21 protein-coding genes are annotated in these 26,461 nt (G+C 66.5%); 13 read left to right on the top strand and 8 right to left on the bottom strand.

What is annotated here, in order from left to right; genetic code table 11:
- The first annotated feature begins 2 nt into the window (after positions 1-2).
- The 7 genes from AB4Z47_RS18190 (at position 3) to AB4Z47_RS18220 (ending at position 7,793) form a co-directional block, all read left to right on the top strand.
- The gene (locus tag AB4Z47_RS18190; RefSeq protein WP_441952211.1) at positions 3-1,496 is read left to right on the top strand and encodes an MCE family protein; all 1,494 of its coding nucleotides are present in this window, start codon (positions 3-5) and stop codon (positions 1,494-1,496) included.
- On the top strand, positions 1,493-2,536 hold the full coding sequence (locus AB4Z47_RS18195; RefSeq protein ID WP_441952213.1) for an MCE family protein: 1,044 nt from the start codon (positions 1,493-1,495) through the stop codon (positions 2,534-2,536). Before AB4Z47_RS18190 ends, AB4Z47_RS18195 begins: the two co-directional genes overlap by 4 nt.
- Positions 2,536-3,534 (top strand): MCE family protein, encoded by a 999-nt coding sequence (locus tag AB4Z47_RS18200; RefSeq protein WP_441952312.1) that lies wholly within the window; start codon positions 2,536-2,538, stop codon positions 3,532-3,534. Before AB4Z47_RS18195 ends, AB4Z47_RS18200 begins: the two co-directional genes overlap by 1 nt.
- Positions 3,531-4,640, top strand: coding sequence for an MCE family protein (locus tag AB4Z47_RS18205; RefSeq protein ID WP_441952214.1), 1,110 nt, complete (start codon positions 3,531-3,533; stop codon positions 4,638-4,640). Before AB4Z47_RS18200 ends, AB4Z47_RS18205 begins: the two co-directional genes overlap by 4 nt.
- Positions 4,641-4,648: 8 nt before the next feature.
- Positions 4,649-5,740, top strand: coding sequence for an MCE family protein (locus AB4Z47_RS18210; RefSeq protein WP_441952215.1), 1,092 nt, complete (start codon positions 4,649-4,651; stop codon positions 5,738-5,740).
- A complete protein-coding gene (locus AB4Z47_RS18215; RefSeq protein WP_441952217.1) occupies positions 5,737-6,915 on the top strand; it encodes an MlaD family protein in 1,179 nt (392 codons plus the stop codon). Before AB4Z47_RS18210 ends, AB4Z47_RS18215 begins: the two co-directional genes overlap by 4 nt.
- Positions 6,916-7,049: 134 nt before the next feature.
- Positions 7,050-7,793 (top strand): hypothetical protein, encoded by a 744-nt coding sequence (locus AB4Z47_RS18220; protein ID WP_441952219.1) that lies wholly within the window; start codon positions 7,050-7,052, stop codon positions 7,791-7,793.
- Between the two features lie 77 nt (positions 7,794-7,870).
- Here AB4Z47_RS18220 and AB4Z47_RS18225 read toward each other — a convergent pair whose 3' ends face one another.
- The 6 genes from AB4Z47_RS18225 to AB4Z47_RS18250 all read right to left on the bottom strand — a co-directional run bounded on the left by AB4Z47_RS18225 (position 7,871) and on the right by AB4Z47_RS18250 (position 13,079).
- The gene (locus AB4Z47_RS18225; protein ID WP_441952220.1) at positions 7,871-8,443 is read right to left on the bottom strand and encodes a ribonuclease H family protein; all 573 of its coding nucleotides are present in this window, start codon (positions 8,441-8,443) and stop codon (positions 7,871-7,873) included.
- A gap of 10 nt (positions 8,444-8,453) precedes the next feature.
- Positions 8,454-8,924 carry an SRPBCC family protein gene (locus tag AB4Z47_RS18230; protein WP_441952222.1) on the bottom strand — a complete coding sequence of 157 codons (471 nt, stop codon included), beginning with the start codon at positions 8,922-8,924 and terminating at the stop codon, positions 8,454-8,456.
- Between the two features lie 172 nt (positions 8,925-9,096).
- Complete coding sequence (locus tag AB4Z47_RS18235) at positions 9,097-9,816, bottom strand: hypothetical protein (protein WP_441952223.1); 720 nt, start codon at positions 9,814-9,816, stop codon at positions 9,097-9,099.
- Positions 9,817-10,166: 350 nt separating this feature from the next.
- Positions 10,167-10,958, bottom strand: coding sequence for a TIGR03084 family metal-binding protein (locus AB4Z47_RS18240; RefSeq protein WP_441952225.1), 792 nt, complete (start codon positions 10,956-10,958; stop codon positions 10,167-10,169).
- Positions 10,959-11,089: 131 nt separating this feature from the next.
- The gene (locus AB4Z47_RS18245; RefSeq protein ID WP_441952227.1) at positions 11,090-12,445 is read right to left on the bottom strand and encodes a hypothetical protein; all 1,356 of its coding nucleotides are present in this window, start codon (positions 12,443-12,445) and stop codon (positions 11,090-11,092) included.
- Between the two features lie 157 nt (positions 12,446-12,602).
- Positions 12,603-13,079, bottom strand: coding sequence for a MarR family winged helix-turn-helix transcriptional regulator (locus tag AB4Z47_RS18250; RefSeq protein ID WP_441952229.1), 477 nt, complete (start codon positions 13,077-13,079; stop codon positions 12,603-12,605).
- 414 nt (positions 13,080-13,493) lie between these two features.
- Between AB4Z47_RS18250 and lon the strand changes: the two genes are divergently transcribed.
- The 4 genes from lon (at position 13,494) to AB4Z47_RS18270 (ending at position 19,915) form a co-directional block, all read left to right on the top strand.
- Positions 13,494-15,923 carry an endopeptidase La gene (lon, locus tag AB4Z47_RS18255; protein WP_441952314.1) on the top strand — a complete coding sequence of 810 codons (2,430 nt, stop codon included), beginning with the start codon at positions 13,494-13,496 and terminating at the stop codon, positions 15,921-15,923.
- A gap of 175 nt (positions 15,924-16,098) precedes the next feature.
- Positions 16,099-17,700, top strand: a complete 1,602-nt coding sequence (locus tag AB4Z47_RS18260) for an FAD-dependent monooxygenase (protein ID WP_441952231.1) — start codon at positions 16,099-16,101, stop codon at positions 17,698-17,700.
- 102 nt (positions 17,701-17,802) lie between these two features.
- Positions 17,803-18,873 (top strand): DNA polymerase IV, encoded by a 1,071-nt coding sequence (locus AB4Z47_RS18265; protein WP_441952232.1) that lies wholly within the window; start codon positions 17,803-17,805, stop codon positions 18,871-18,873.
- 46 nt (positions 18,874-18,919) lie between these two features.
- Positions 18,920-19,915: an oxidoreductase gene (locus tag AB4Z47_RS18270; protein ID WP_441952233.1), complete on the top strand. Its 996-nt coding sequence runs from the start codon at positions 18,920-18,922 to the stop codon at positions 19,913-19,915.
- Positions 19,916-20,129: 214 nt separating this feature from the next.
- Here the strand turns inward: AB4Z47_RS18270 and AB4Z47_RS18275 are convergent, their stop codons facing one another.
- Positions 20,130-21,653, bottom strand: coding sequence for an MFS transporter (locus AB4Z47_RS18275; protein WP_441952235.1), 1,524 nt, complete (start codon positions 21,651-21,653; stop codon positions 20,130-20,132).
- Between the two features lie 125 nt (positions 21,654-21,778).
- Here AB4Z47_RS18275 and AB4Z47_RS18280 point away from each other — a divergent pair, with 125 nt between their 5' ends.
- A complete protein-coding gene (locus AB4Z47_RS18280) occupies positions 21,779-22,498 on the top strand; it encodes a TetR/AcrR family transcriptional regulator (protein WP_441952237.1) in 720 nt (239 codons plus the stop codon).
- A 130-nt stretch (positions 22,499-22,628) separates the two neighbouring features.
- Positions 22,629-24,122: an alpha/beta hydrolase gene (locus AB4Z47_RS18285; RefSeq protein WP_441952238.1), complete on the top strand. Its 1,494-nt coding sequence runs from the start codon at positions 22,629-22,631 to the stop codon at positions 24,120-24,122.
- A gap of 51 nt (positions 24,123-24,173) precedes the next feature.
- On the opposite strand, the gene AB4Z47_RS18290 is transcribed toward AB4Z47_RS18285, so the two are convergent.
- Positions 24,174-26,054 carry an ABC transporter ATP-binding protein gene (locus AB4Z47_RS18290; protein WP_441952240.1) on the bottom strand — a complete coding sequence of 627 codons (1,881 nt, stop codon included), beginning with the start codon at positions 26,052-26,054 and terminating at the stop codon, positions 24,174-24,176.
- Between the last annotated feature and the right edge of the window lie 407 nt (positions 26,055-26,461).

Below are 26,461 nucleotides of genomic sequence, written 5' to 3' on the forward strand. Positions count from 1 at the left end.
AGATGATCATCGATCCCAGTGGGCGTGGACCCACCATGCGGCAGCTGCTCGTCGCGGGCGTGTGCGGTCTGGTCGTCTTCGCGCTGGTGCTGAGCTTCCTGATGCTGCGCTACAAGGGCTACTTCCAGGAGAAGGTGAACGTCACCGCGAACCTGACCACCACCGGTGACGGTTTGCCCGAGCAGGCTGACGTCAAGTTCCGCGGCGTGCTCGTCGGCGCGGTGAAGAACGTCGACATCGCGGCCAAGGGCGAGCTGCAGAAGGTCCGGATCGAGATGAAGCCGGAATTCGCGGGCGACATCCCGGCCACCGTGACCGCCCGTGTGGTGCCGAGCAACCTGTTCGCCGTCACCTCCGTCGAACTTGTCTTCAACGGCCCCGCCGATCAGTACCTGCACGAGGGGTCCACCATCGACGAGGACCGCAGCCAGGGCACCATCGCGTTGCAGGACACGCTCACCACGGTGCGCAACATCCTCGACGAGATCGACCCGGTGCAGTTCGGCCGGGTGCTCGGCACCCTGTCGCAGGCGCTGGACGGCAGCGGCCGAATGCCCGGCTCCACCGTCGAGCGGTTCGACCGCTGGCTGCAGGCCGTCGACGACTCGATCCCCGATCTCGGCATACTGCTCGGCGATTTCTCCGCGTCGTTCCACGCGCTCAACCAGTCCGCGCCGGAACTGGTCGACGTGCTCGGCAGCTCGGTGCAGACCGCGCGCACGATCGCCGACCGCCGCAGTGAGCTGGTCGCGCTGATCACCGGGGCCAGCGGCACCGTGGACACGGTGAATGATCTGTTCGCCCGCAACCCGAATGTCGGCAAAGAGGTCACCGTCGGGACCAGCGACATGTTCGGTGCGATCACTGCCGATCCGACCGCCGTCACCCGGAGCCTGCTCAACCTGGGCGAGGCCGTGCGCCGGCTGGACACCACATTCACCTGGGGTCCGCAGAAACAAATGGTCTGGGACGCGGGCGTCACGCTGACGCCATATCAGCCGTACACCGTGGCGGACTGCCCGCGCTACGGCGAGATGGCGGGTCCTAGCTGCGCGACGGCCCCCGCGGTCAACGATGTGGGCGAGCTCCCGGAAAAGTTGAAGCCGCGCGCACTGGATTCGGCCGCCGGGCTGCCTCCGGTGGTGCCGATGCCGGGTCTGCCGCTGATCCCGGGTGTCACCACCCCGGACCCGAGCCGGGCCACTGCGGCCGCTCCGACCGGCGGCGCACCCGCTCCGTTCGCGGGCACTCCGTTGGAGGGTCTGTTCCCGATGCTGCCGCCGGGCCTGCTCCCGCCTGCCGCACCAGCGCCGGCGCCCGCCGCTCCGGCCGCGGCACCGGAGGGCACCCCGTCGGCCCGGCCGATCTCCTACCAGGGTGACTCCGCGATCGTCGCACTGCTCGGCCGCAAGCCGACTACCGCCGAATATCTGCTGCTGAGCTCGATTCTGAAGGGCGGAACCATGCAGGTGTCCGACAATGGTGCCGGACGATGAGCATTCGCAAGCCGCTGATCGGATTCGGCATCTTCGCGATCGTGTCCATTCTGGTGACAGTGGTCGTCTGGAACACGTTGGCGCGCATCGTCAACGGTGACACCAACACCTACACCGCGACGTTCTCCGACGTGCTCGGTCTGCACGAGGGCGACGACGTGCGGATGGCAGGCGTGCGGGTGGGCAAGGTCGAGAAGATCGAACTGGGCCGCGACACCAACCTGAAGAAGTCGGTCGCGAAGGTGACCTTCGTGGTGCAGCGCGACCAGACGCTCTTCGACGACACCAAAGCGCTGGTCCGCTACCAAAATCTGATCGGTCAGCGGTATGTGGCGCTGGCTCCGGGAAAGCAGTCGAGCCCGGCGGCGCTGAAGAACAAGGGCTCGATCCCGATCGAGCGGACCGAGCCGTCGTTCGACGTGTCGGGTCTGCTCAACGGATTCCAGCCGCTGTTCCAGGTGCTGCAGCCCGAGCAGGTCAACCGGCTGTCGGAGACCTTTATCCAGGCATTGCAGGGTGATGGTGTCTCGTTGAGCGCGTTCATCGTGCAGGCTGCCCAGCTGGCGACCGACTTCCAGCGCAGGGACGCGATTCTGTCCGATGTGATCTCCAACCTGTCCGGTGTGATGTCGGGGTTGGCCAAGCGAGGTGATGAATTGGAGACCCTGGTGACCCAGACCCGGGCCTTGATCGGCGGGCTGTACGAGCAGGGGCAGTCCTTGCAGGCCTCCACAGTGCAGATCGCGAACGCGACCACGTCACTGGTCGACATGATGGGACAGATCCAGCCGAAGCTGCAGACCGCGCAGAACTCCACCAGTGCGGCGCTGACCCTGCTGTTGGACAACGGCGCCAAGCTCGACCAGGCGGCGATCGACCTGCCGAACGTCCTGGCTGCCGCGGGTAGGCACGCCTCCGAGGGCGCCTACGCCAACGCGTACCTCTGCGGCGTGGACGTCTCGCTCTACGGCATCCTGTTCCCCCGCGGTCTGTTCTCGCAGATCGGTGGCACTTCGCACTCGGCGGTGTGCCGCCCATGATGACGAAGCTCAGGTCCAGGTTCGACAACAACCGGTACTTCTGGTTGGGCATCCTCGGCGGCGTCCTCATCGTGGTGCTGCTGCTGGCGTCCAGCCTCTACAAACTCGTCGGAGTCGGTGAGCAGACGGTCGAGGCCGAGTTCGTGCAGGCCGCCGGCATCAAGGTCGGCGACAAGGTGAACGTCGCCGGTGTCGGCTCCGGCCGGGTCGCCGGTGCGAAGCTCGAAGGCGACCACGTGCTGCTGACGTTGAACGTCAGCAGTGACGTGAAGCTCGGCCCCGACGCGCGCGCCTCGATCAAGATGGCGACGCTGCTCGGAGCACGGTTCGTGGACCTCGATCCCGGCGACGGCTCCGGCCTGAAGGGCGGGCGAATCCGGGTGTCCAATACCTCGGTTCCCTACAACCTGTCCGATGTGGTCCAGGTCGGCACCCCGAAGTTCGAGGCGCTCGACACCGAGAAGCTGGCGGCGTCGCTGAACCTGATCAACAAGCAGATGGGTGACTCGCCCGCGCTGATGGCACAGGCGCTCGACAGCGTCGGCGCGCTGGCCAAGGTGATCGACGCCCGCAAGGGCGAGGTGGATGGTCTCCTCAAGGATCTCGACCGGGTCACCCAGATCCTCGGCGACAACCGCAACAGCGTGCTGCTGGTGATCACCCAGGGTGAGGCCATCGCCAACCGGGTGATGGAGCGCCAGGGCCTGCTGCGTCAGCTGCTGGACAACATCGCGACACTGACCAAGCAGCTGCAGCAGATCGGCGCCGAGAACAACGATCAGCTCGGCCCGACCATCCAACAGCTGAACACCATGGCAGAGGGCCTGCAGAAGAACAAGGACAACCTGGACCGCATGCTGTCTGTGATGCCGCCGACCCTGCGCTACCTGGCGAACTCGTACGGCGGCAGCGGTCCGTACGGCGACGTCGGCCTGCCGTGGCTCTTCCCGGACAACTGGCTGTGCTTCGCCCAAGTTATCGAGGGGTGCCAGGGATGAAATTCCGCAGCGCTTTCCAGCTGAAGACGATTGCGAAGACACTGATGATCAGCACCGCCGCATTGGTGGTCGGCAGTTGCTCGATGCTGCCGAGTTCGGTGAACGACGCACTGGGCACAACGATGCGGATCACCGCGGACTTCGAGAACATCGCGGGCATCTACGAGGGCAACCCGGTCACGGTGCTCGGACTCGACGTCGGCAAGGTCGACAAGATCGTGCCCAAGGGCACCCTCATCGAGGTGCACATCTCCATCGACAAGGACGTCAAGATCCCGAAAGACGCGATGGCAGCGATCATTTCGCCATCCATCGTGACCGACCGGCACATCGAACTCACTCCGGTCTACACCGCCGGTGACACCATGTCCGACGGCGCGCATCTGCCGAAGGGCCGCACCAAGACGCCGGTCGAGCTGGACACGATGATCAAGACGATTGATCAGTTCGCCGCCGCGCTGAAGCCGGAGCCCGGTCAGGAGGGCCTCGGCCCGCTGTCCGGCCGGGTGCTCTACCCGATGATGAACGGCAACGGAGCGAAGATGCGCGACACCCTCAACGCGCTGTCCGGCGCGCTGAAGGTCGGTGTGGACAATAAGGACGCGGTGTCGAACATCATCGTCAAGCTGAACGATCTCACTACGATGCTGGCCGAGAACGACCAATCGGTGCGCGACTTCAGCAAGCGGATGACCCAGATGAGTGGCCTACTCGCCGAGCAATCCCCTGGCCTGCAGGCGACATTGGATCAGCTCAACGCCTTCCTGGCGAACACGAGCACCACATTGTCGCAGTATCGGGATCAGCTGTCGGGCTCCATGACAGGCCTGACCAACGTCACCCAGCAGCTGCGTGACAACGCCTACGGCATCACCGAGGTCGTCGACCTCACGCCGATGGTGATGCAGAACATCGACGGCATGGTGAACCGCCAGTACAGCTATGTCCGGCTGCACGGGGTGATCGGGACTGCGCTCTCAGGTGAGATCGTCAGCCTGTTCTGTGAGCGGATCCAGATGAAGGCGGATGGTTGCCGTACCGGAAACATGCAGGACTTCGGACCCGACTACGGGCTCACCGCGGCGCTGCTCGGACTGACGAAATGACGTACCGCATGACGATCAAGGGACGCAGGGCGCTGGTTGCCACCGCGGCGGTGGTCGCTGTCGGCGTCACCTCAGGGTGCGGGCTGACGGTGGAGAAGCTGCCGCTGCCCAAGCCGGGCATGTCCGGGGACACCTACACCGTGCACGCGGTGTTCGAGAACGCCCTGAACCTGCCCGACCAGGCGAAGGTGAAGATCGGCGGCTCGGACGTCGGCGTGGTCTCCAACATCGACACCAAGAACTTCCAGGCAGTTGTCGATCTGGCCATCAGCAAGGACATCGAGCTGCCCAAGGGCAGCACGGCGGAACTGCGCCAGGCCACCCCGCTCGGTGACGTGTTCGTCGCGGTGTCCAAGCCCAAGACCGAGACCGGCACGCAGATGCTGCACGATGGTGACACGCTCACTCTGGAGAGCACGTCCGCGGGCGCGACCGTCGAGCAGCTGCTGATCTCGGTTTCCCTGCTGTTCAACGGCGGCGGCATCGCCAGCTTGTCGAAGCTGGGTGCGGAGCTGGACTCCATCGTCGGCGGGCGCGGCGGGCAGCTGTCCCACCTGATCACCGAGATGACCGGTGTGGTCGGCAGTTTGAACGACAACACCGCCAGGGTCGACAGCGTGCTCAACGAGTTCAGCACCCTGGCGACGACCATCGAGTCGCGTCGCGCCGAGCTCGGCGAGGTTGCCGACACGCTTCCGCAGATGATCGGTGCCATCGCCGAGAACAACAGGGCCATCGGCGAACTGCTGACCAAGGTGTCCACCACGAGCGCCGCACTCGGCGACTACGCCGACACCACCAGCCAGCAGTTGAGCAGCCTTCTGGACAACACCCGCCAGCTGATGGACGCGCTGGCCAAAACCGGCGACGGCTTCGGCGTGCTGCTCGATCGATTGCGGGTGCTGCGGCCGAAGGTCGACGCGACTTTCCGAGGCAACAGCTTCGCGGTGTACGCGACCGCCACCAATCTCGACCTCAGCGCGCTCACCGATCCGCAGCACGGCAAGATCCCGGATCTCAACGACGTGCAGGACTTCGCGGGCAGTCTGATCCAGGTGCTGCAACTGGTGTACGGCCGGGTGACGGGAGGACACCGATGACCTTCTTGTCCAAACTGTTCGGGCGCAAGCTGCTGCTGTCGAATCTCGGCCTGATTCTTGTGTTACTGGTCGGGGCTGCGTACCTGATGGTGAATGTCATGCGGATCAATCCGCTGCGCTCGGACTACACCGTCACCGTGAACCTGGATCGTTCCGGCGGTCTGCAACCGGGCAACGACGTGACCTTGCGCGGATGGCGGATCGGAAAGGTCACCTCGATCAAGCTGACCGACCGCGGCCAGGCCATCGCCGCCACCGCGCAGATAGATTCGAAGTACAAGATCCCGGTGGATACCGCGATCGCGGTGCAGGCTCTCTCCGGTGCGGGGGAGCAGTACATCGACTTCCGGCCGAACGCCGAGCAGGGGCCGTACCTGGCCAACGGCGCGGTGATCAGGTTCGACCCGGAGAAGATCCACACTCCGACGCCGGTGTGGTCGGTGCTGGACAACTCCAGCGCACTGATCGCGCAGATCGAGCCGGACAAGTTCAAGGTCATCCTGAACGAGCTGGACATCGCGCTCAGCGGTGGACCGGATCAGCTGCGCGGCATGGTCAACGGGATCAGCCTGGCCGCGGCAGGCCTGGATTCGCTGCTGCCACAGACCATGAACCTGATCACGAACCTGCGCACCATCTCCGAGACCACGTCCCACGCGCAGCCGGATCTCGCCACCCTGACGCGCAACTCCGGAACGCTGTTCGAGCAGTTCAACAACGCGAACGCGGAGTTGCAGCGGGTGCTCGACCAGGCGCCAGGCCAGCTCACCAGCCTCGGGTCGGTGCTGGACAAGACGGCCGACCCGATCACCAGCCTGGCGACCAACTTCCAGGCGATCACCAAGGCGGCGCAGCTGCGGCTGCCCGCACTGCGTGCGCTGTTCCCCTCCCTCGCGCTCGGCGGCGAGGCGCTCGGCATCCCGGCGCACGATGGTGAGTTCCACGCGATCGTCGACATCTGGCCGCGACCGTTCTGCACCTACAACACCCCGAAGATCCGCAACGAAGTCGTGCAGGACGGCACGATTCCGAAGTGGAATTACTGTGAGAACCCGCCGCCGGGTCAGCTGATCCGTGGTGCGGCGAACGCGCCGCGGCCTGATGTGCCGAACAACGGCGCGCATATGCCGCCGGGTGTGGATCCGAACGAGCGGACCCTTCCTCCGGTGCGGTGAGTCGTACCCGGCCCGGCGGCCATCCCGCCGGGCGGGCATACTCGCCGGTTGAACGCCTACGGTTCGCCTCTGCTGCGGGCCGGTCAGCCAATCGGCGCGCGCCGGCGCGCGTCGGGAAAGTGCAGGTTGTATCGATGTCTACCGACGACGCCGAGACCGACAAGGACGCCGAGACCAAGGCCGCCGACAACGACGAGGCCGCCGACGCGGTGACCGCCGAATCGGAGGATGCCGCTGCCACCGCGAAGGCCGAGGTGCCCAAGGCGGGCGCTCGTCCCGCCACGCCGAAGAAATCCACTTCGCTGCCCTTGGTCGCCGCATTCGTGGCCGGTGTGCTCGCGGTGGCGGCGATCACGGCGGTCGTCGTGTTCTTCCTGCAGGGCAAGGACCGCGGTGACAAGCTCGACGCGATCCGCGATTCGACCAGCGCCGCGTGCAAATTCGGCAAGGACGTGTCGGTCTACGACTACTCGAAGAACCTCGACGATTACTTCACGACGGTGAAGGCCGGCGCGACCGGCGAGTTCCTGAAGGAGTTCGACGACGCGACCAAGGCGCTCAAGGATGCCATGGTCCAGGCGCAGGTCAAGTCCTGGGCCGACGACGTGCAGTGCGGCTACCAGTCCGGGGACCAGACCTCGGCCAAGGTGCTGGTGACCCTCACGCAGTACCGGACCAATTTCACCCAGGCCAACCCGGAGCGGCAGTTCGTGGTGGTGATCGCCCAGCTGCAGAAGTCGGGTGACAAGTGGCTGGTCGAGAAGCTCGACTCGCCGATGTTGAAGGGAGCGGGCACCGGCCTCCCCGGCGCGCCCGCGCCGGGCAACGGCCAGCAGCCCGCGCCGTCGGGCCAGCCGGCGCCGCAGCCGGGCAACTAGCCGAGTGCCTCCGGCGGTGGGCCGAGCCACCACCGCCGGAGGCTATTCGGGCAGTCTTCGCGATCCGCGCGAGCGGGTCAGAACAGCGTCAATACCTGTGGCGCCGACGGCGCGGCCGCCTTCCCCGCGGCCTTGTCCTTCGGCGCTTCCGGCGCCGTCGATGCTTGCTCCACAGTCACCGCGGGGATTTCCACGGTGTTCACCTCGGCGACGGCCGCGGTGACCGCAGCCCGCCGAGCTGCTTCTCCGGCCAGCGCGTCGGCCTGCTCGTTGAAGTAGTTGCCGACATGTCCACGGACCCAGCGGAACCGGACCGGACCCGGCCTGCTCGCGATGGCCCGGTCGATCTGCCGGATGAGTTCGACGTTCTTCACGGCACCCCCGGTGGATGTGCGCCAGCCGTTGAGCCGCCAGCCCGACACCCACTCGGAGGCGCACTTGATCGCGTACAGCGAATCACTTTCGATGAAAAGGGGTTCGGACCCGGAGTGGGCGACAATCGCCTCCAGCACCGCGCGCAACTCCGCGATCTGGTTGGTTCCGGACGCGGCTCCTCCGCTCGCCGAGGAGCCCTGATGATTGACCCAAGCCCAGCCGATGGCGCCGCCGGGATTGCGGAGGCAGGATCCGTCGGTGCTCACGATGATCATAGGTGGCACCCTACGCAATCCGACCGACAAGATCGGTAACGTGGAATTCCTCTATCTCCCTTCGCAATTGGGTCTCCGTGCGGCGCAGTGCCGACTTCGCGGCGGAATCCACCGGACCGACGCACAGGCGCCCGGCGAATCCGCGCGGTGGACTGTACTCCGTCTCGGACGTCAGCACCGACCTCCCGTAGCCGAGCGGGTCGAAGCGCAGCGTCAATGTCCAGGTCAAACGCCCACGGAGCGTATACCCGATCACCGCGTTGCGGCGGTATTCGGTGACCTCGCATGTCACGGTCTGTCGCCAGAGCCCGAGACGGGTAGTGGCCGCGAAGGCTGCGCCGAGGCCGCGGTCGAGTTCGCCGATCGGCTCGAAGTTCGCGATGCCGAACATCCAATTCGGTACGAAGAGGTGGTTGTCGGTGTAGGTGAAAGCCACTTCTACCGGGGCTCCGACGTCACTCGCGTACTTGATGTGGCCCATAGGCCCTCCCTGTCCCACGACTGGCGTTAAAAGTACTACAGCTCTCCTCTTTATTCGAGAGGTGACCGGAATTTGGTGCGACGCATTTTCAGATCAGGACTGGACGGTTGCTCGAGAGTCCGGGCGGGCGCCGCTGCCCAAGGGCTCGTCGACGATGTGCTCGGCGATCGGGTTACGCCGAGATGCCGTGGTCCGCGTCACGCGGGAGCGCGACCGTGGTCTCGACGGCGGGCTCGGAACCGATGCCCGCGGGGCGGGTCGTCTCCGGAGTTGCCGTGGACTCAGGACAACGACTCAGGCGCAGGTTGTGCTCGCCGAGCGTCGGGTCGGAGAACGCCAACCGCACCTCGCCGCCGTGGATGTCGAGATCGGTGCGCACCGTGGTCACGGCCGACGGTTCGGCACCGAGCCGTTCTGGCATCGGAGTGGGCAGGTGGCCGGTGAGCAGGGCGAGCGCATTGGTGTCGATCGTGACCGAGACGGTGTCCGTCTCGGCCTCGGCGAACTGCGCCTCGACAAAGGCGTTGCTCAGCCCGACCTTGCCGCCCCGGCTCGTCGGCGTGTGTTGGGTCGAATCGCTACGTGGTTCTGTGAGTGTCGGTTCGGCTGCCAGCTGTTGCGTGTACACCGTGGGCAGCTGTCGCGTGTACGCCGTGGGCAGCGCGAAGCTGCGGCCGGTCGGCATCGGATCGGCGCCGATCGGGCCGCCGCGGTGAGCATGCTTCGGCTCGGCCGGGGCGAGCGGTGCGGCGAGTTCCCTGCCGGGGCGCTGCGCATCGGCCATCTGCTGCACGATGTACGCGCCCGCGACGACGGTCAGGCTGAGGCTGGTGGCTCCGGCGAGCACGATGGCGGTGTGCCGTGCAAGCTGGGCAGGTCTGTGTGCTGTCACGATGCGTCCTTTGTCTCCGTTGCTGCTCCTCAACAGAGCGACCCGCATCATCGAAAGTCGCACGGTTGTCCAGGTTACCGGGGTTGCCGGTGGCTACGCCGCGTGGGAGAGATCAGGATCACAATGTGGTGCCGCCGTGACTACCGCGCCCAGACGGTACCGGATGCCGGGGCCTTTAATGTTTCCGCCGGCACACGAGCGGGTAAACAATCGCGTAGCTGGCGAGCGTCATTCTCGACTGCCACATCGAGACACCCGGCCAATGGCGTCCGGCCGTCGACACGAACGGCGCACCCAAGTGTGGCGCTCGCCCGCTCCCGAATCTTCGGACCGGGTCGGGTGTCAGCGGGTCAGGTGAACTGGCCCGCTGTCCTGCCTTTTCCCGTCGGACCCGCGAAAGCCTGTGCAATGGTGAGCCATTCAGCGGCGTCCTCTCCATGCACCTCGATAGCGAGGTCGTCCGGATGGCGACGCTGCGTCACCAGCAGGCAGAAGTCCACTGCGGGTCCGGTTACTCGCTGCACGGCCTGCGCGGGTCCCCAAGACCAGATCGCGCCATCAGGCGCCGTCAGCTCAACCAGGAATTCCTCGGTGGGAGGGGTCTTTTCGCGCATTGTGTACGCAAAGTTCCTGGTCCGCACGCCGATGTGCGCCACGGTGCGCAGGCGCGTGGTGGGAGCCCTTGCGACTCCGAGGGTGTCGGCCACGTCCTGCCCGTGTGCCCAAGTCTCCATGATGCGGGCGGTGACCATCGAAGCCGCGCTCATCGGCGGACCGAACCAAGGCAGCTTGACGCCCACGGGCACCGCGCGCAGCGCGTCGGCGAAGGTCGTGCGTCCGTTCCGCCATCGGTCGAGCAGTTCGGCGGGCGATGCGGCCGCGGCTAGCTCGGCCGCTTCGTCGACGAAGGTGAGCGCACGTGGCCCCGCATCGGCTATCAGTTTCTGGAAGCCGCCGGCGTCCGCGGCGGCGATGGTCGCGATCTCGTCGGTCCAGGCCAGGTGGCCGATCTGGTGCGCGATGGTCCAGCCGGCCGCCGGGGTCGGCCGCGCCCAGTCCGTCGGTGCCAACGGGGCGACGAGTCGTTCCAGATCCGCGCATTCGGCGGCGAAGTCGCCGAGTAGCGCTTCGAGGTCAGCCATCCGTTCCCCTGCCGATCGGGGCACACCGCCTCGGGTGCCGTCGCGGTTCAGCTTCGCAGCGGATCGAGAAAAATGCAAGCGTGCGTGCTTGTATTTTCCCCCGTCCTGTGGTTACGCGGCGCTCGGCCCGGCTACCAGCCGAAAACCGCGATGTGCGCGGTGCCGACGACCAAGCCGAGGGCCGCGCCGTGCAGGTAGAGCAGCCAGGCATCCTGCTCGACCGACGCGTAGAACATTTCCATGAACTCCCCTGGCGTCAGCCGCCGGAGCTTGCGCACGGCGAATTCGTCAATGGCCTTCGCCTGCTCGCGTGTGAATTCCTCGTCCTCGACCAGGCTCGGCGCCAGGCCGACTGCTGCCCCCGCCGCGCCCACCGTGAGATTGTCGAACTGGCGACGGCCGAGCGCCGCCCGCACGAACGAAGTGGTGAGCCCGAGCTGGCGATTGATCTCGTCGGCGATGAGGTGCTCCAGCAGTTGCCTGGTCTTGTCCCTGTTCGGGCCGTCCAGGAGCTCCTTCGACAGGTTCGGCAGGGTCAACACCTGGTAGGCCAGGATGTGTGCGAGGTCGGTCGCCGCCTGCGGCTGCCGCTTCGCGAGAAGTGCCTGCTTCCACAGGTACTTGTACCTCGGCTGCGGGTCACCCGGCTCGAACACCATCTTCACGGCGATGACGTTCACGATCACGCCGATCGCCGCGGAAGCGAGCAGTACGATCACCCAGCCCGGCACCGAGCCGATCACCGGAATGTGCTGGTGCACATGCATATACAGGGCCAGCAGGAGACCGAACGGCGCGCCGAGGAACCCGATCCGCACCATGAATCGCAGCTCGGGTGCCGCGATCGTGGTGGTCAGATCCTTCAGGATGGCCGGGTTCTCCCGCAGGTAGCGGATGACGAAGCCCTTGATGTCGATCAGCTGGTCGACGTTGTCGCCGAGCGATTCGAACGCCCGGCGCGACAGTGCGGGCAGTTCCCGATCCACCCGCTGGTAGATCAGCTGCCTGGCGGCGCGCGGCACGGTGCGCCACAGGTCCGGGTTCTCCCGATACATCAGCTCGTCGACCAGCGGTCGCACCTGTTCGCGTGCGAGCATCGCGATGTAGTCGGCGATACCGTCCAAGTCGAGTTCGTGGATGAAGTCCTTAGGGCTGCCGATCCGCATCAGCGCCTTGTCCACGCAGATACTGGCCATCTTCTCTGCGCGGGCCGGGATGAATCCCTGGAATCCGAGGCGACGCCCGTCGCCGGAGAAGGTCGGCAGCACCTGGACCCGGCGCGGGAAGTAGGGATAGAGCACGTGCAGGCCGGGAACGCGGACGCCGCGGAAGCGCACCGGCCAGAACAGCATCAGCACGCCGGTCCAGTTGGTCAGCCAGCCCGCCAGCGCGCTGAAGATCGGGAACGTGATCAGGTCGACGACGAACTTCGACTGCCCGGTCAACTCTTCCCAGTCGATGAGCACGCCAGCGGCGAGCGACGACATCGATGGACTCCCTGGGCCGAGCCGGCGGATCGCCGGTATGAGATATCGAGGCCCCCACGCTCTCATTGTGTTGGAGGGGTGTCAACGCGGCGCGGGCACCCCGCGTCGACAGTTCTCGGTGATCAGCCCGGGATATATGGGCGCGCGAGCGGCAGGTTCAACCGTTCGGCTCAGCGCTCCGAGGGATGGCACGACGCCCGACGGATTGCACGGCGGGAAAATAGCTGGCGAAGCCTCGCATCAGCTCGAGCGCCGCATCGATGGGTTGGCCGTCCGTGACCTCGTCGATCGTCCGGTACAGCCGTTCTTCGATCTCGGCCACTTTCGACGACAGTCGTTCTCCCTTCGCGGTGAGTGTGAGCGTGATCCGGCGCCGATCGTCGAGCGCTGCTTCTCTCTTGATCAGGCCTATGGTGACCAGCCGATCGACAAGCCTGCTCGGGCTACCACCGGTCTCGCAGACCAGCAGTTCACCGAGGCCGGCGAGGGTCAGTGGCTGGTAATCGGTCAGCACCCTGAGAACTTCGGCCTGTGCGGGGGTCAAACCCAACGGCCGCAGATCCGCGGAGAGTCTCCGATTTCCCTCGCGCTGAATGGCCAAGACGAGATAGCGCAGTTCCTCAGCTCGCCGCACCGATCCTCCTCTTTTGAATGTTGTGTCATCAGATCACACAACACTTATCCGCTCGAGAGATGATCAGGAACGAATCCATGGTGGTGAGTTGTGTAGGACTGCGAATCGCCGCGCGACCATGAACCGGGCGACCCAGATCATGATCGACCGCAGCCGATGTGTCCCCTTCCGGTCGGCCGTGTCGCAGAGTCGCCAAGACCAGAATCCGAATGGCTCGTGAGACATTCGGATTCTGGAGAACGTGTTTCCCGAGACCTACGTTTCGCTCGAAGCGAACGAGCTGAGCGGGGCGGAACAAACGCGGGAACACCGGGGTTGAGTAGGCATCGCTCAACTTTTGGAAGGGTCGAACACGTGACTACACCACAGAACCTGCCGGTGCTGTTCTTGACCGATCCGATCGTGCTGCCGGGCATGGTCGTGCCCATCGAACTGGACGAATCCGCCCAGGCCGCGATCGACGCCGCACGCGCCGCCAAGACCGAGGCCGTGCTGCTCGCGCCGCGGCTGACCGAGGGTTACGCCGCCTACGGTGTGGTCGCCACCATCGAACAGGTCGGCCGGATGCGCGGTGGAGCACCGGCGGCCGTCCTGAAAGCCGAACGGCGCGCCAAGATCGGACACGGGGTCACCGGCCCCGGCGCCGCGCTGTGGGTCGAGGCCGAGCCGGTCGAGACTTCCGCACCGGATGGCCGGACCAAGGAACTGGCGGCCGAGTACAAGAAGCTGGTCGTCTCGGTGCTGCAGCGGCGCGAGGCCTGGCAGATCATCGACGCGGTCAATCAGCTGGCCGACCCGTCGGCGATCGCCGACACGGCCGGTTATGCGCCGTACCTGACCGCCGAGCAGAAGCGGGAACTGCTCGAAACCCCCGACGTGGCCGCGCGGCTCACCACCCTGATCGAGTGGACCAAGGAGTACATCGCCGAGGCCGAGATCACCGAGAAAATCAGCGAAGACGTCCGCGAGGGCATGGAGAAGAGCCAGCGTGAGTTCCTGCTGCGCCAGCAGCTCAACGCCATTCGCAAGGAACTCGGCGAGGACGAGCCCGACGGCGCCGACGACTACCGCACCCGCGTGGAGCAGGCCGACCTACCCGACAACGTCCGCGAGGCAGCGCTTCGCGAGGTCGTCAGGCTGGAGCGGGCCAGCGATCAGAGCCCGGAATCCGGCTGGATCCGGACTTGGCTGGACACCGTGCTGGAGCTGCCGTGGACGGTGAAAACCACCGACGGCACCGACGTTTCGGCCGCCCGCGCGGTCCTGGATGCCGACCACCACGGCCTGGACGAGGTCAAAGACCGCATGGTCGAGTACCTGGCCGTCCGGTCCCGTCGGGCCGCCCGCGGCCTGGAAGTCGTCGGCGGACGCGGCTCCGGCGCGGTGCTGGTGCTGGTCGGGCCGCCCGGCGTCGGCAAGACCTCGCTCGGGGAGTCCGTGGCAAGGGCGCTGGGCCGCAAGTTCGTTCGCGTCGCCCTCGGCGGCGTGCGCGACGAAGCCGAGATCCGGGGTCACCGGCGCACCTACGTCGGTGCTCTGCCAGGTCGCATCGTGCGCGCCATGAAGGAGGCGGGCTCGATGAACCCCGTCGTCCTGCTCGACGAGATCGACAAGGTCGGCTCCGACTTCCGCGGCGACCCGGCCGCTGCCCTGCTCGAGGTGCTGGATCCGGCGCAGAACCACACGTTCCGCGACCACTACCTCGATCTGGACCTCGACCTGTCCGACGTGCTGTTCATCGCCACAGCGAACGTGATGGAGACCATCCCCGGCCCGCTGCTGGACCGGATGGAACTGATCACCGTCGACGGCTACACCGAGGACGACAAGGTGGCCATCGCCCGTGACTTCCTGGTGCCCAGGCAGCTGGAGCGCAACGCGCTCACCGCCGACGAGGTGACCATCACCGAGGAGGCGCTGCGCGAGATCGCGGCGAACTACACCAGGGAAGCCGGTGTCCGGCAGATGGAGCGGCTGATCGCGAAGGCACTGCGTAAGGCTGCGACCCGGCTGTCCGAGGATGGAATCGTCCCGGCCGGTTCGGGGTACGACCCCGAACTCCGCGACGACGCGCTGATGAAGTCCGAGGACGGAACCACTCCGGTCGGATCGGGTTACGACTCCGAACTGGGCTATGAGGCGCTGGTGAAATCCGAGCAGGGTGGCGCTTGCGCGCAATCCTTGACGATCGGTCTCGGCGACCTGAAGGACTACCTGGGTCGTCCGCGCTTCACCCCCGATTCGGTGGAACGCACCGCCGTCCCGGGTGTGGCGACCGGTCTCGCCGTGACCGGCGCGGGCGGCGACGTCCTCTACATCGAGGCCAACGCCGCCGAGGGCGAGCGCTCGCTGACCCTCACCGGCCAGCTCGGCGACGTCATGAAGGAATCCGCGCAGATCGCGCTGACCTACGTGCGCTCGCACCTGGAGGAGATCGGCATCGAACCGTCGGTGCTGGATCGCAATATCCACATCCACTTCCCGGCGGGTGCGGTGCCCAAGGACGGGCCGTCGGCGGGCGTCACCATGGTCACCGCTCTGGTGTCACTGGCGCTGGATCGTCAGGTGCGCTCGGATGTCGGCATGACCGGCGAGGTCACGCTGAATGGACGGGTGCTGCCGATCGGCGGCGTCAAGCAGAAGCTGCTCGCCGCCCAGCGGGCAGGGCTGAAGACGGTGTTCATCCCGGCACGTAACGAGCCGGACCTGGACGACGTCCCCGCGGAAGTGCTTGCCGCACTGGACGTCCGCCCCGTCGCCGACGTGGCCGACATCCTGGCCTACGCCATCGAGCCGGTCGCCGAACCGGCCGTGGAACGCCCGGCGTTCGCGGCCACCGCCTGACAGCGTCGAACCGGGCCGGGTACGGAATCTTTCCGTGCCCGGCCCGTTCGTGTGTGTCGAGTGCGCCGACGGCTCATTGTGACGGCAGCCGCCATATCACTGTTGCCGAGATCGTCCAGGTTGCGCGCAATCGGCGCGCAAGGCCGGTGCAAGCGCCGCAGCGCAGTCTGGCGACATGACCACTGTGCACCATGTACCTGTTCTGATCGTCGGCGGCGGCCTGGTCGGACTGTCCGCCGCGTTGTTTCTCGAGTACCACGCCGTCCCTTACCTTCTCGTCGAGCGCCGCGAGCAGGCCTCGGTGCTGCCGCGTTCGCGCGGCGTACACACCAGGACCGTCGAGCTGTTCCGGCAGGTCGGCCTCGAGCGCCGCATCCAGCAGTTGGCCGCGACGGCACTGAAGGTGGGCGCGTTCGGCGGCGCAAGCCGGGGTGCCACGCTGCGGACCGCGACGCCGCTGAATCTCGATGGCTTGCATCGGGTGCTCGCGTCCGCGGAACCCAGCCCGTCGCAGTTCTGTTTCGCGCCGCAGGTACTGCTGGAACCGCTGCTCGCCGCGGCGGCCCGGGAGCGCGGCGGCGATCTGCGTTTCGGCGCCGAACTGGTCGCGTTCGGTGCGAATGACGAGGGCGTGACGGCAACCCTGCGTGATCGCTCCGGCGAATCGATCCTGCGGGCCGACTACCTGCTCGCCGCCGACGGCGCGGGCAGCTCGATCCGCCGGGCACTGGGCATCGCCGGCTGGGATCTGCCGCCTACGCACCACTACATCAACGCGTTCGTCCGCGTCGATCTCACCGAGGTGCTCGGCGGCCGTACCTTCAGCCAGTGCGAAATTCGCAACGACGACGTACGCTGCCTGGTGTTGTCCAAGAACAACACCGACGAGTGGTCGTTCCACCTCGAATTCGACCCGACCGTCGAGACACTCGCCGACTACTTGGACGATCGGTGCGCTGCCCTGATTCGCGCCGCGATCGGCGTGCCCGATATCCCCGTCCGTGTGCTCGCAAAAACGGCTTGGGACACAGGTGTTTTCATCGCCGACGAGTACCGCCGCGGCCGGGTATTCCTGGTCGGCGACGCGGCGCACCGGCACGCGCCGTGGGGCGGCTACGGCGCGAACACCGGAATCGCCGACGCCCACAACCTGGTGTGGAAACTGGCGGCCGTGCTGTCAGGTGTCGGCGGGGACGAACTCCTGGACAGCTACCAGGACGAGCGAAGGCCGCGTGCGCTCATCGCCGCCGAACAGGCACGTCTCGGAACCGATTTCGCGACCCGCTACGGCCTGCCGACCGCCGACAACGTCGGCGACCTCGCGCGGCAAATGGATTTCGGCACTGTCATGAGCCGGTACCGATACTGCTCGAACGCGGTCATCGGCGGCGAATCCGCGTCGCACGTCGAGACCTTGACCGGTCAGGTCGGTACTCGGTTGCCCCATCTGTGGATCGATGCGGACGAACAGGTCTCCACCCTCGACCTCGCCGGCCCAGGCTTCGCGATCCTCGTCGCGGGAACTGCGGAAGTGTGGCATGTGGCAGCGGCGGAATCGCAGCGCGACCACGGATTCGAACTCACCGTCGACGCGTTGCCCGCCGATCTGTGGTGCGCGCGCACCGGGCTGCCGGAAGGGGGTGCGCTGATCGTCCGGCCGGACGGCGTCGTCGCGGCGCGTTCCGACGCCGGCCTGTCCCCTGCCTCACTCACGGCCGTGGTGCGCACGCTCACGGGCCGGACCAAGGCCGATATCCGCGCCGCCGCGTCCGCCTAGTACCGCGTCATTCGAGGACAACCCACACCGCTGGGCCGCACTGGCTGGTCGATCCCCCCGGAATTCCGACGGCTTGTCGGACCACTGCGGTAAAAACGGCATATGGCCAGGTGGCTGTTGCACGTCGATCTCGACCAGTTCCAGGCGGCGGTGGAGTTCCGCCGCCATCCGGAACTGCGCGGCCTACCGGTCATCGTCGGCGGGCACGGCGACCCCACCGAACCGCGCAAGGTGGTGACCTGCGCGTCCTATCCGGCGCGTGCGTTCGGCGTGCGAGCCGGGATGGCGCTGCGCAGCGCCCAGCGCAAGTGCCCGGAGGGTGTGTTCCTTCCGCTGGACATGGCCGCATACGAGGACGCATCCGACGAGGTCATGTCCCTGCTGCGGACTTTCCCGGGGCGGGTCGAGGTGTGGGGCTGGGACGAGGCGTTCCTCGCCGCCGACACCGACGACCCGGAGGGTCTCGCACACGAGATTCGTGCCGCCATCGCTCGTTTGCACCTGACCTGTTCGATCGGCATCGGTGACAACAAGCTCACCGCCAAACTCGCGACCGGCTTCGCCAAGTCGTCGGGCAAGTCGTCGGCCGAACCGGCCACGGGCGCAGGCGCAGCCGCGGGCGTCTTCCGCCTGACCGCCGGAAACTGGGGTGACGTGATGGCCCACCGTCCGACGAACGCACTGTGGGGCATCGGCAATCGAATCGCCGCCCGCTTGGCCGATCTGGGCATCGACACCGTCGGCGATCTGATGGCAGCGGACCGGCATCGCCTCGCCGCCGAGTTCGGGCCCAACACCGGCCCGTATCTCTGGGTGCTCGGCCACGGCAAGGGCGACACCGATGTCACCACTGAGCCGCGAGTGCCGGTAGGCCGCAGCAAATCCGAGACATTTCCGCACGATCTCACGGATCCCGGCGAGATTCGTGCCCAGGTGGCGCGGCTGGCAACGGAGGTCGCCGAGGAGATGGCCGCCGCGGGCCGGGTCGGCACCCGCGTGTCCGTGACGGTGCGCACCAACACCTTCTACACCCGCAGCAAGCAGGAGAAGCTGCCCGAACCGACGATCGACGTCGCGCGGATCGCGGAGACCGCGCTGCACATCATCGATCGGTTCGAGCTCGACCGCCCGGTTCGGCTGCTCGGCGTCCGGCTCGAACTCGTCCCGGACTAGTCGTGGCATCCACGGCACTGGGTCCCGCACTCGTATGCTCGTCGGCATGGAGTTCTGGGCGATGGTGGCACACGAATCGGACAGTGGGATCGTCCTGACCCGGCAGCAGGTCGACGAGGAATTCCTCGGGCCGGGCGAAGTGACGATCAAAGTGCACTACTCGAGCGCGAACTATAAGGACAGCCTGGCGATCACCAAGGGTGGCGGCGTCGTCCGCAACTACCCAATCGTGCCCGGCATAGACATCACCGGCGAAGTGGTCTCGTCCTCGGACGACGACTTCGTGCCCGGCGACCTGGTGGTCGCGCACGGCTACGAGATCGGAGTCTCACACAACGGTGGTTTCGCGGAATACGCCAGAGTGCCCGCGGAATGGGTGGTCGAGCTGGAGGAGCTGAGCCCGCGCGACGCCGCCGCACTAGGCACCGCGGGCTTCACCGCGGCACTGAGCGTGCAGTCCCTGCTCGACCGTGGCCTCACCCCGGACGACGGCGCGGTGCTGGTTACCGGCGCGACCGGCGGTGTAGGCAGCGTGAGTGTGGACATTCTCTCCGGCCTCGGGTTCGAGGTCATCGCCTCCACCGGCAAGTCCGATGCGCGCGACCTGCTCAGCGAGATCGGCGCCAACGAGGTGATCGGTCGTCTGCCGAAAGACCCGAGCGCCAAGCTTCGGCCGCTGACCAAGGCGCGGTGGGCGGCGGCGGTGGACAGCGTCGGCGGCACCTCGCTCGCCTACATCCTCAGCGCCATCGGCTACGGCGGCGCGGTCGCGGTCAGCGGGCTCACCGGCGGGTCCGATCTGCCCACCACGGTGATGCCGTTCATCCTGCGCGGGGTCGCGCTGCTCGGCATAGATTCGGTCAACGTCCCGATCGAGAAGCGCCGGGAACTGTGGAACAGGCTCGGCAACGAGCTGCGCCCACAACACCTTTCGGTCCTGGAGCGGTATGCGGCGATCACCGATGCGGAGCGCGTGCTGCACTCGATCAAGGACGGAACCCACTCGGGCCGAACGGTTCTCGGTGTAGCAGACGAATTCTGACGTAAGGGTCGATTGGGCCGTCGTTCTCGGCGTCGGCGGTGTGTCTTCGATCGCGACCTGCGCCGCCTTGATCGCCGGGACAGTTGTGGCTTACGAGAGAATCAGGTTCGGTCGCCGTACGTCGCGACCGGTCCCTCGCACGGCTGTTCCCGCACCGAACCGCATTGTGAAAGCCCGGCTCGAGTGATCGAGCCGGGCTTCGCGAGGGTGTCTGCTACTCGGCCAGTGCCGTCACCTCGGCGGGCTCTTCGGCTTGGTCCGCACGGGCTGGCTTGGTGTTGCGCATGAGAAACAAGGCGACGATCGCGGCGGCCAGGATGCCCACGCCACCCGCGAGGAAGCTGGTCGACATGGCGGAGGTGAACCCGTCGCGGGCGGTGGTGACGAGTTCGGTGTTTCCGGTCCGGGCGGCGACGGCGAGAGCGTCCGTGATCGAGTGCTCGGCGAGTTCCGGCGCCGACTCGGGCATGCTGCGGGTGAAGGTGCTCGACAGGATGCTTCCCAGAACGGCGATGCCGAGCGCGGCGCCGGCCTGCTGAATGGTGTCGTTCAGCGCGGAACCGACACCGGCCTGCTCTCGCGGCACCGCACCCATCAGCGCGGCGATGGCCGCGGGCTGTGCAAGGCCGGCACCCACGCCCAGCACCACCAGTGCTACGGCCAGCATTCCGAAGCCGCTATCGGCGGACATGCCTGCCAACAGACCGAGTCCGACCGCTGAGATCAGCATGCCGGTGACGGCGAGCGTCCGGTTGCCGACCTTGCTGCCGAGTCCCGCGCCCAGCCCGTTGAACACGATGGACGCGACCATCATCGGGATGAACGCCAGGCCCGCCTCGGTCGGCAAGTAGCCGAGTACGAATTGCAGATACTGGGTCAGCACCAGCAGCAGGCCGCCATTGGCCACTTGGACCAGGGTCAGCGACAAGCTGCCGCCGCTGAAATCCCGGTTGCGGAACAGGCTCAGCGGAACCATCGGGTGGGCCACCCGCTTCTCCCAGATCGCGAAGGCAGCCAGTGCCACGACGGCGGTGGCGAGCGTGATCAGGGTGCTTGCATGATCGAAACCACCTTTGGGGAATTCGATGATGGTCCACACCAGTGCGGTCATGCCGACCATGGACAGGACGGCGCCAGGCAGGTCGGGCTCGGTCCACGGCCCCTTGGACTCCGGCATCAACGTGAGCGCGGCGACGATGGCGAGGACCGCGACCGGAATATTGATCAAAAACGCTGCCCCCCACCAGAAGTGCGCGATGAGCACTCCGCCGAGCACAGGTCCGCCGACCAGGCCGAGCACCGACGCGGCGCTCCAGAAGCTCATCGCCTTGCGCCGCTCCTCGTCATCGAACACCGTGATCAGGATCGACAGCGTGCTCGGAAGTACCAGCGCGCCGCCGACGCCCATCACGGTGCGGGCCACGATCATCTCGATCGGGCTGGCGGCCAGCGTCGTCCCCAGTGAGGCGAACCCGAACAGGGCGAGGCCGACGACCATCACCCGGCGTCGGCCGAATCGGTCGGCCAGGCTGCCCGCGGTGAGCAGCAGTCCCGCGAAGACCAGGATGTAGGAGTCCAGGATCCACTGGATGTCCTGTGCGGTCGCCTCCAGGTCCTCGGCCAGCGGCGGCACCGCCACGGCAAGGACGAAATTGTCGATGACCAGAACCAGCGTGCTGAGGCACAGCACGATCAGTATCCACCAGCGCTTCGGGTCGCGGGTCGGTGTCGTGTCCATCGGAAAACCTCTTCCAGCAGTGTTGCGTACATTGTTCGCGTAATGCGAACAATGTACGCATCAATTTCTTAGGTTCGCAAGTGCGAACATTGTGCGCTAGGCTGGGCGCGACAGAAGGAGTCAACATGCCCGTGGAGAAACAGCAGGTGGGTTCGGTGTGGACGCGCCCGCGGCGCGGCAGGGAACAGCCGGCGCTGACCAGGGAGCAGATCGTGGTCGAAGCGGTCGCACTGCTCGACGCTGAGGGGATGGAGGCGCTGAGCATGCGCCAGCTCGGTGCGCGCTTGAACGCGGGCGCCACCTCGCTCTACCGACACGTGGCCAATCGCGACGAGCTCGTCGAGCTGGTGGTCGACGAGGTGTACGGCGAGATCAGCGTTCCGGAGATCGACGATCCGACGCACTGGCGCACGGCGACACAGGAGTGTGCGCAAAGCCTGCGCGCGATGATCCTGCGGCACCCGTGGATGGCCTCGACGCTCGGCCAGGTCGGCCTGTCCTACCTGGGCCCGAACGTGATGCGGCTCAACGATCGCATGGTCGGGTTGTTCCAGGCAGGCGGATTTCCCGGCGACGAGGCCAGCGACGGCATCGGCACGGTGATCAGCTACGTGGTGGGCATGGGCATCACCGAGGCGGCATGGCTGAGCATGCTGGCGCGCAGCGGACAGACCGAGAAAGAGCTGATCGCCGATCTCCGGCCCGCCGCAGAGCAAGCGGCGCTGGAGTTTCCGAGAGTTCAGCAGGCCGATTGGGACGGGGACCCGGCGGAGACGCGTGCGCGGAAGTTCCACTACGGGTTGGACCGCGTGCTGGACGGACTCGATGCGCGCCGAAATGCTTGATTCACTCTGAGGGGGTGTGGGTTACCACAACCGAACCGCCGAATCAGCTACGGTTCACGTCGCACCAACCTGCGTGATCGCTCATGTCGAGAGGCGAAGTCTGTTGTCGGCGAACCTGTTCAGGCGTTCGATGTCTGTAGTGGCGGTGTCCCTGCTGATGGCTGTGCCGGCAAACAGCCGGGCCGACCCGGTGGACGACTCGCACCCGATCGGGTTGGACCGGTTCTATCACCAGCGGCTCGAGTGGAAGCCTTGCGGCGTCGAGAATGTAGACAAGGCCGGTGGCGAGTGCGCCGATGTACTGGTGCCGCTCGACTACGGGAAGTCCGACGATCGCACGATGACCGTGGCGATTTCGCGGGTGAAGGCCGGCGATCCGGCGCGGCGGCGAGGAATTCTGCTGTCGAATCCAGGCGGTCCCGGTGCGGAGGGTCTGGACAGTCTGGACCTGCTCGGTGATGTGCTGTCACCGGAGGTCTTGGCAAGTTACGACCTGATCGGCATGGATCCGCGCGGGATCGGCGAGTCCGGTCAGAGTCCTCGGTGCGGCTGGCCGGTAGGCGAGATGATTCGGTCGGCGGGTCTGGAGCCGCTGGGATTCGTGCACGACACCGTTCAGTCCGCTGGGATGGCCGCGACCTGCCTGATTCGTGATCCGAACAAGCTGCGGCAGCTCACCACGCGCAACACCGCGCGCGACATCGACATTGTGCGAAGCGCCCTTGGCGAGGAGAAGGTCAACTTCTACGGCTTGTCGTACGGCACGTACCTCGGGGCGGTGTTCACGCAGATGTTCCCCGAGCGCAGCGATCGGGTAGTGCTCGACAGTGCGATCGATCCGGACCGGTATTGGGAGGGCTTGGTCCAGGATTGGGGTCCGGCAGAAGAGATCGCCTTGGACGACTGGGCCGGATGGGTCGCCGCTCGGGATGACGAATTTCATTTCGGCGCGACTCCGCAGCAGGTGCGGGCGAAGATCGAGGAGCTCGTTCGGGTCGCCGCACGTCAACCGATTGTCATCGATGGCTTTGCGATCGACGATCATTGGTTTCCGTTCGTCCTGCACTCTCTGCTGACGAGCTTCCGGCTGAACGAAGCGTTGGCCACCACTGTGCGGGAGATCGCCGATGCCGCAGGCGGTCCGCCCACGACATCGCGCACTCCTCGGCTTCGCGCCATCGTGCAGGCGCTGCGCGACAACGAGAACTCGGTGCTGGCGCAGATCGCCTGCGGCGATGTCGGAGCACCGATCGACCCGACCTGGTACTGGCGCAACATCGAAGAGACCCGTGCCACACAACCGGTGTTCGGCGCGCTGGCAGGCAACATTCAGCCGTGCGCTTTCTGGCCTCGGCCGGTCGAACCTCCGACTGTGGTCCGGAATTCGGTGCCCGTGCTCATTGTGCAGGCGACGGGAGATGCGCGAACTCCTTATGCCCATGGCGTCCGACTGCATCAGGACTTGTCCGAGTCGCGGATGGTGACGCTGCAGGATGTCCGTATCCACATGACATTCCGGCCCGAACTGAGCAGCTGCGTGAACAACGCGATCAACACATACTTCAGCGTGGGAAGTCTGCCGGATACCGACGTCACCTGCTACGCGGATCAGTCACCGCTGTAGGCGGGCACCGCCGACCCAGGATGATCGGTCTCATCCGGGCCAGCGGATAGGTCAAGCGGCGACGGTGTCGGTTTCGTCGGCGAACTGGGTGCGGTACAACTCCGCGTAGCGACCGTCGGCGGCCAACAGCTGAGTGTGGGTGCCGCGCTCCACGATTCGACCGTCCTCCAGCACCAGGATCTGGTCGGCCGCGCGGATCGTGGACAGGCGGTGTGCGATCACCAGGGCGGTCCGGCCGTCCAATGCTTCCGCGAGCGCCTCCTGCACGGCGGCTTCCGAAGTCGAGTCCAGTGACGCCGTCGCCTCGTCCAGGATCACTACCCGCGGCTGTTTGAGCAGCAGGCGGGCGATGGTCAGGCGCTGGCGCTCACCGCCGGAGAGCCGGTAGCCGCGCTCGCCGACCACCGTTTCCAGCCCGTCCACCAGTGACGCGACCAGATCGCGCAGCCGTGCGCGCTCCAACGCGTCCCACAGTTCGTCCTCCGTCGCCCCGGGCCGGGCGAGCAGCAGATTGGCCCGGATGGTGTCGTGGAACAGGTGCCCGTCCTGGGTGACGAGTCCGACCGTCTCCCGGATCGACCTGGTAGTCAGTTCGCGCACGTCGGCGCCGTTCAACCGTACCGCGCCGCCGTCGACGTCGTAGAGCCGGGAAACCAGCTGGGCGACAGTGGATTTTCCCGCGCCCGACGACCCGACCAGTGCGATCAGCTGGCCGGGTTCGGCACGCAGCGACACCTTGTGCAGCACCTCCACCCCGCCGCGGGTGTCCAGATTCGCCACGTCCTCCAGAGAGGCCAGCGACACCTTGTCGGCAGAGGGGTAGCCGAAGCTCACCTCGTCCAACTCCACCGCGACCGGTCCCTCCGGCACCGGCTTCGCGCCGGGCGCGTCCTCGATCAGCGGCTTCAGATCGAGCACCTCGAACACCCGCTCGAAGCTCACCAGCGCCGCCATGATCTCCATCCGCGCGCTGGCCAGCGCGGTCAGGGGCGTGTAGAGCCTGGTCAGCAGCAACGACAGCGACACGACCGCGCCCGCGTCCAACTGTCCGCGCAGGGCGTACCAGCCGCCGAGCCCGTATACCAAGGCGATCGCCAGTGCCGACACCAGCGTGAGCGAGGTGACGAATACGGTCTGCAGCATCGCGGTGCGCACGCCGATGTCGCGCACCCGGCGCGCCCGCAGTGCGAACTCGTCGGATTCCTGCTCCGGACGGCCGAAGAGTTTCACCAGCGTCGCGCCGGGCGCGGAGAACCGCTCGGTCATCTGGGTGCTCATCGCCGCGTTCAACCCGGCCGCCTCGCGCTGCATGCTCGCGAGACGATTGCCCATCCTGCGCGCGGGAACCACGAACACCGGGAGCAATACCAGCGCGAGCAGCGTGATCTGCCACGAGATGCTGACCATCACGCCGAGCGTGAGCGCGAGGGTCACCAGATTGGCCACTACCCCGGACAGGGTGTCGCTGAACGCACGCTGCGCGCCGATCACGTCATTGTTCAAGCGGCTGACCAGCGCTCCAGTCCTGGTCCGCGTGAAGAAGGCGACCGGCATCCGCTGCACGTGGTCGAAGACGGCGGTGCGCAGGTCGAGGATCAGTCCCTCGCCGATCCGGGACGACAACCAGCGGATCACCAGCCCGAGCCCGGCGTCGAACACCGCGAGCAGGCCGATCACCAGCGCGAGGGTGACCACCACACGCGGCGCCGCCCCGCCGACGATGTCATCGACCACGTGACCCGCCAGCACCGGCGTCGCCACCGCGAGCACCGCCGACAACACACTGAACAGTAGGAACGCGCCGATCCGTCGTCGATGCGGCAGGGCGAACCGGATGATCCGCTCGGCGGTGGCCAGACGGAACGGCCGCTGCTCCTGCGGCGCGTTCGCCCGCCGGTACATCTGGCTCCAAGCCACGGATTCGATACTCACGTCGTTTCTCCCTCTCGCTCCCCACTCATCAAAGCCATGGCCACCGACACTAAGACCTCAACAGAGGTTGAGTTCAAGTCGATTCCGGGCGCGACCTCATTCCGCCGACAGCGAAACCGGTTGCCCTCTCCGATCGGGCGCAGCCGGATTCTGCCCATCATCAGCCCGCGCCTGGCCGAGCGAAGGCGAGGCAGTTGGCTTGCGTCCAAGTGTGTCCGCCGCGTCCGCGACAGCAGTCCCCCAGCTGCGAGCCGGCACACCCCAGTGCCGCCGATACCGCCCCCCACGCAACCACATCGGCTCAACTCCCACTTCCGAGCGCAGCGAGACCGAGCATTGCTCGTTCGCGGCCCGGTTCGCGTCCGAGCGGCCGCCGCGTCCGTGATGCAGTGGCACGTGGCGGTTGC

Source organism: Nocardia sp. 2TAF39 (assembly GCF_052114905.1).
Taxonomy (GTDB): Bacteria; Actinomycetota; Actinomycetes; order Mycobacteriales; family Mycobacteriaceae; genus Nocardia.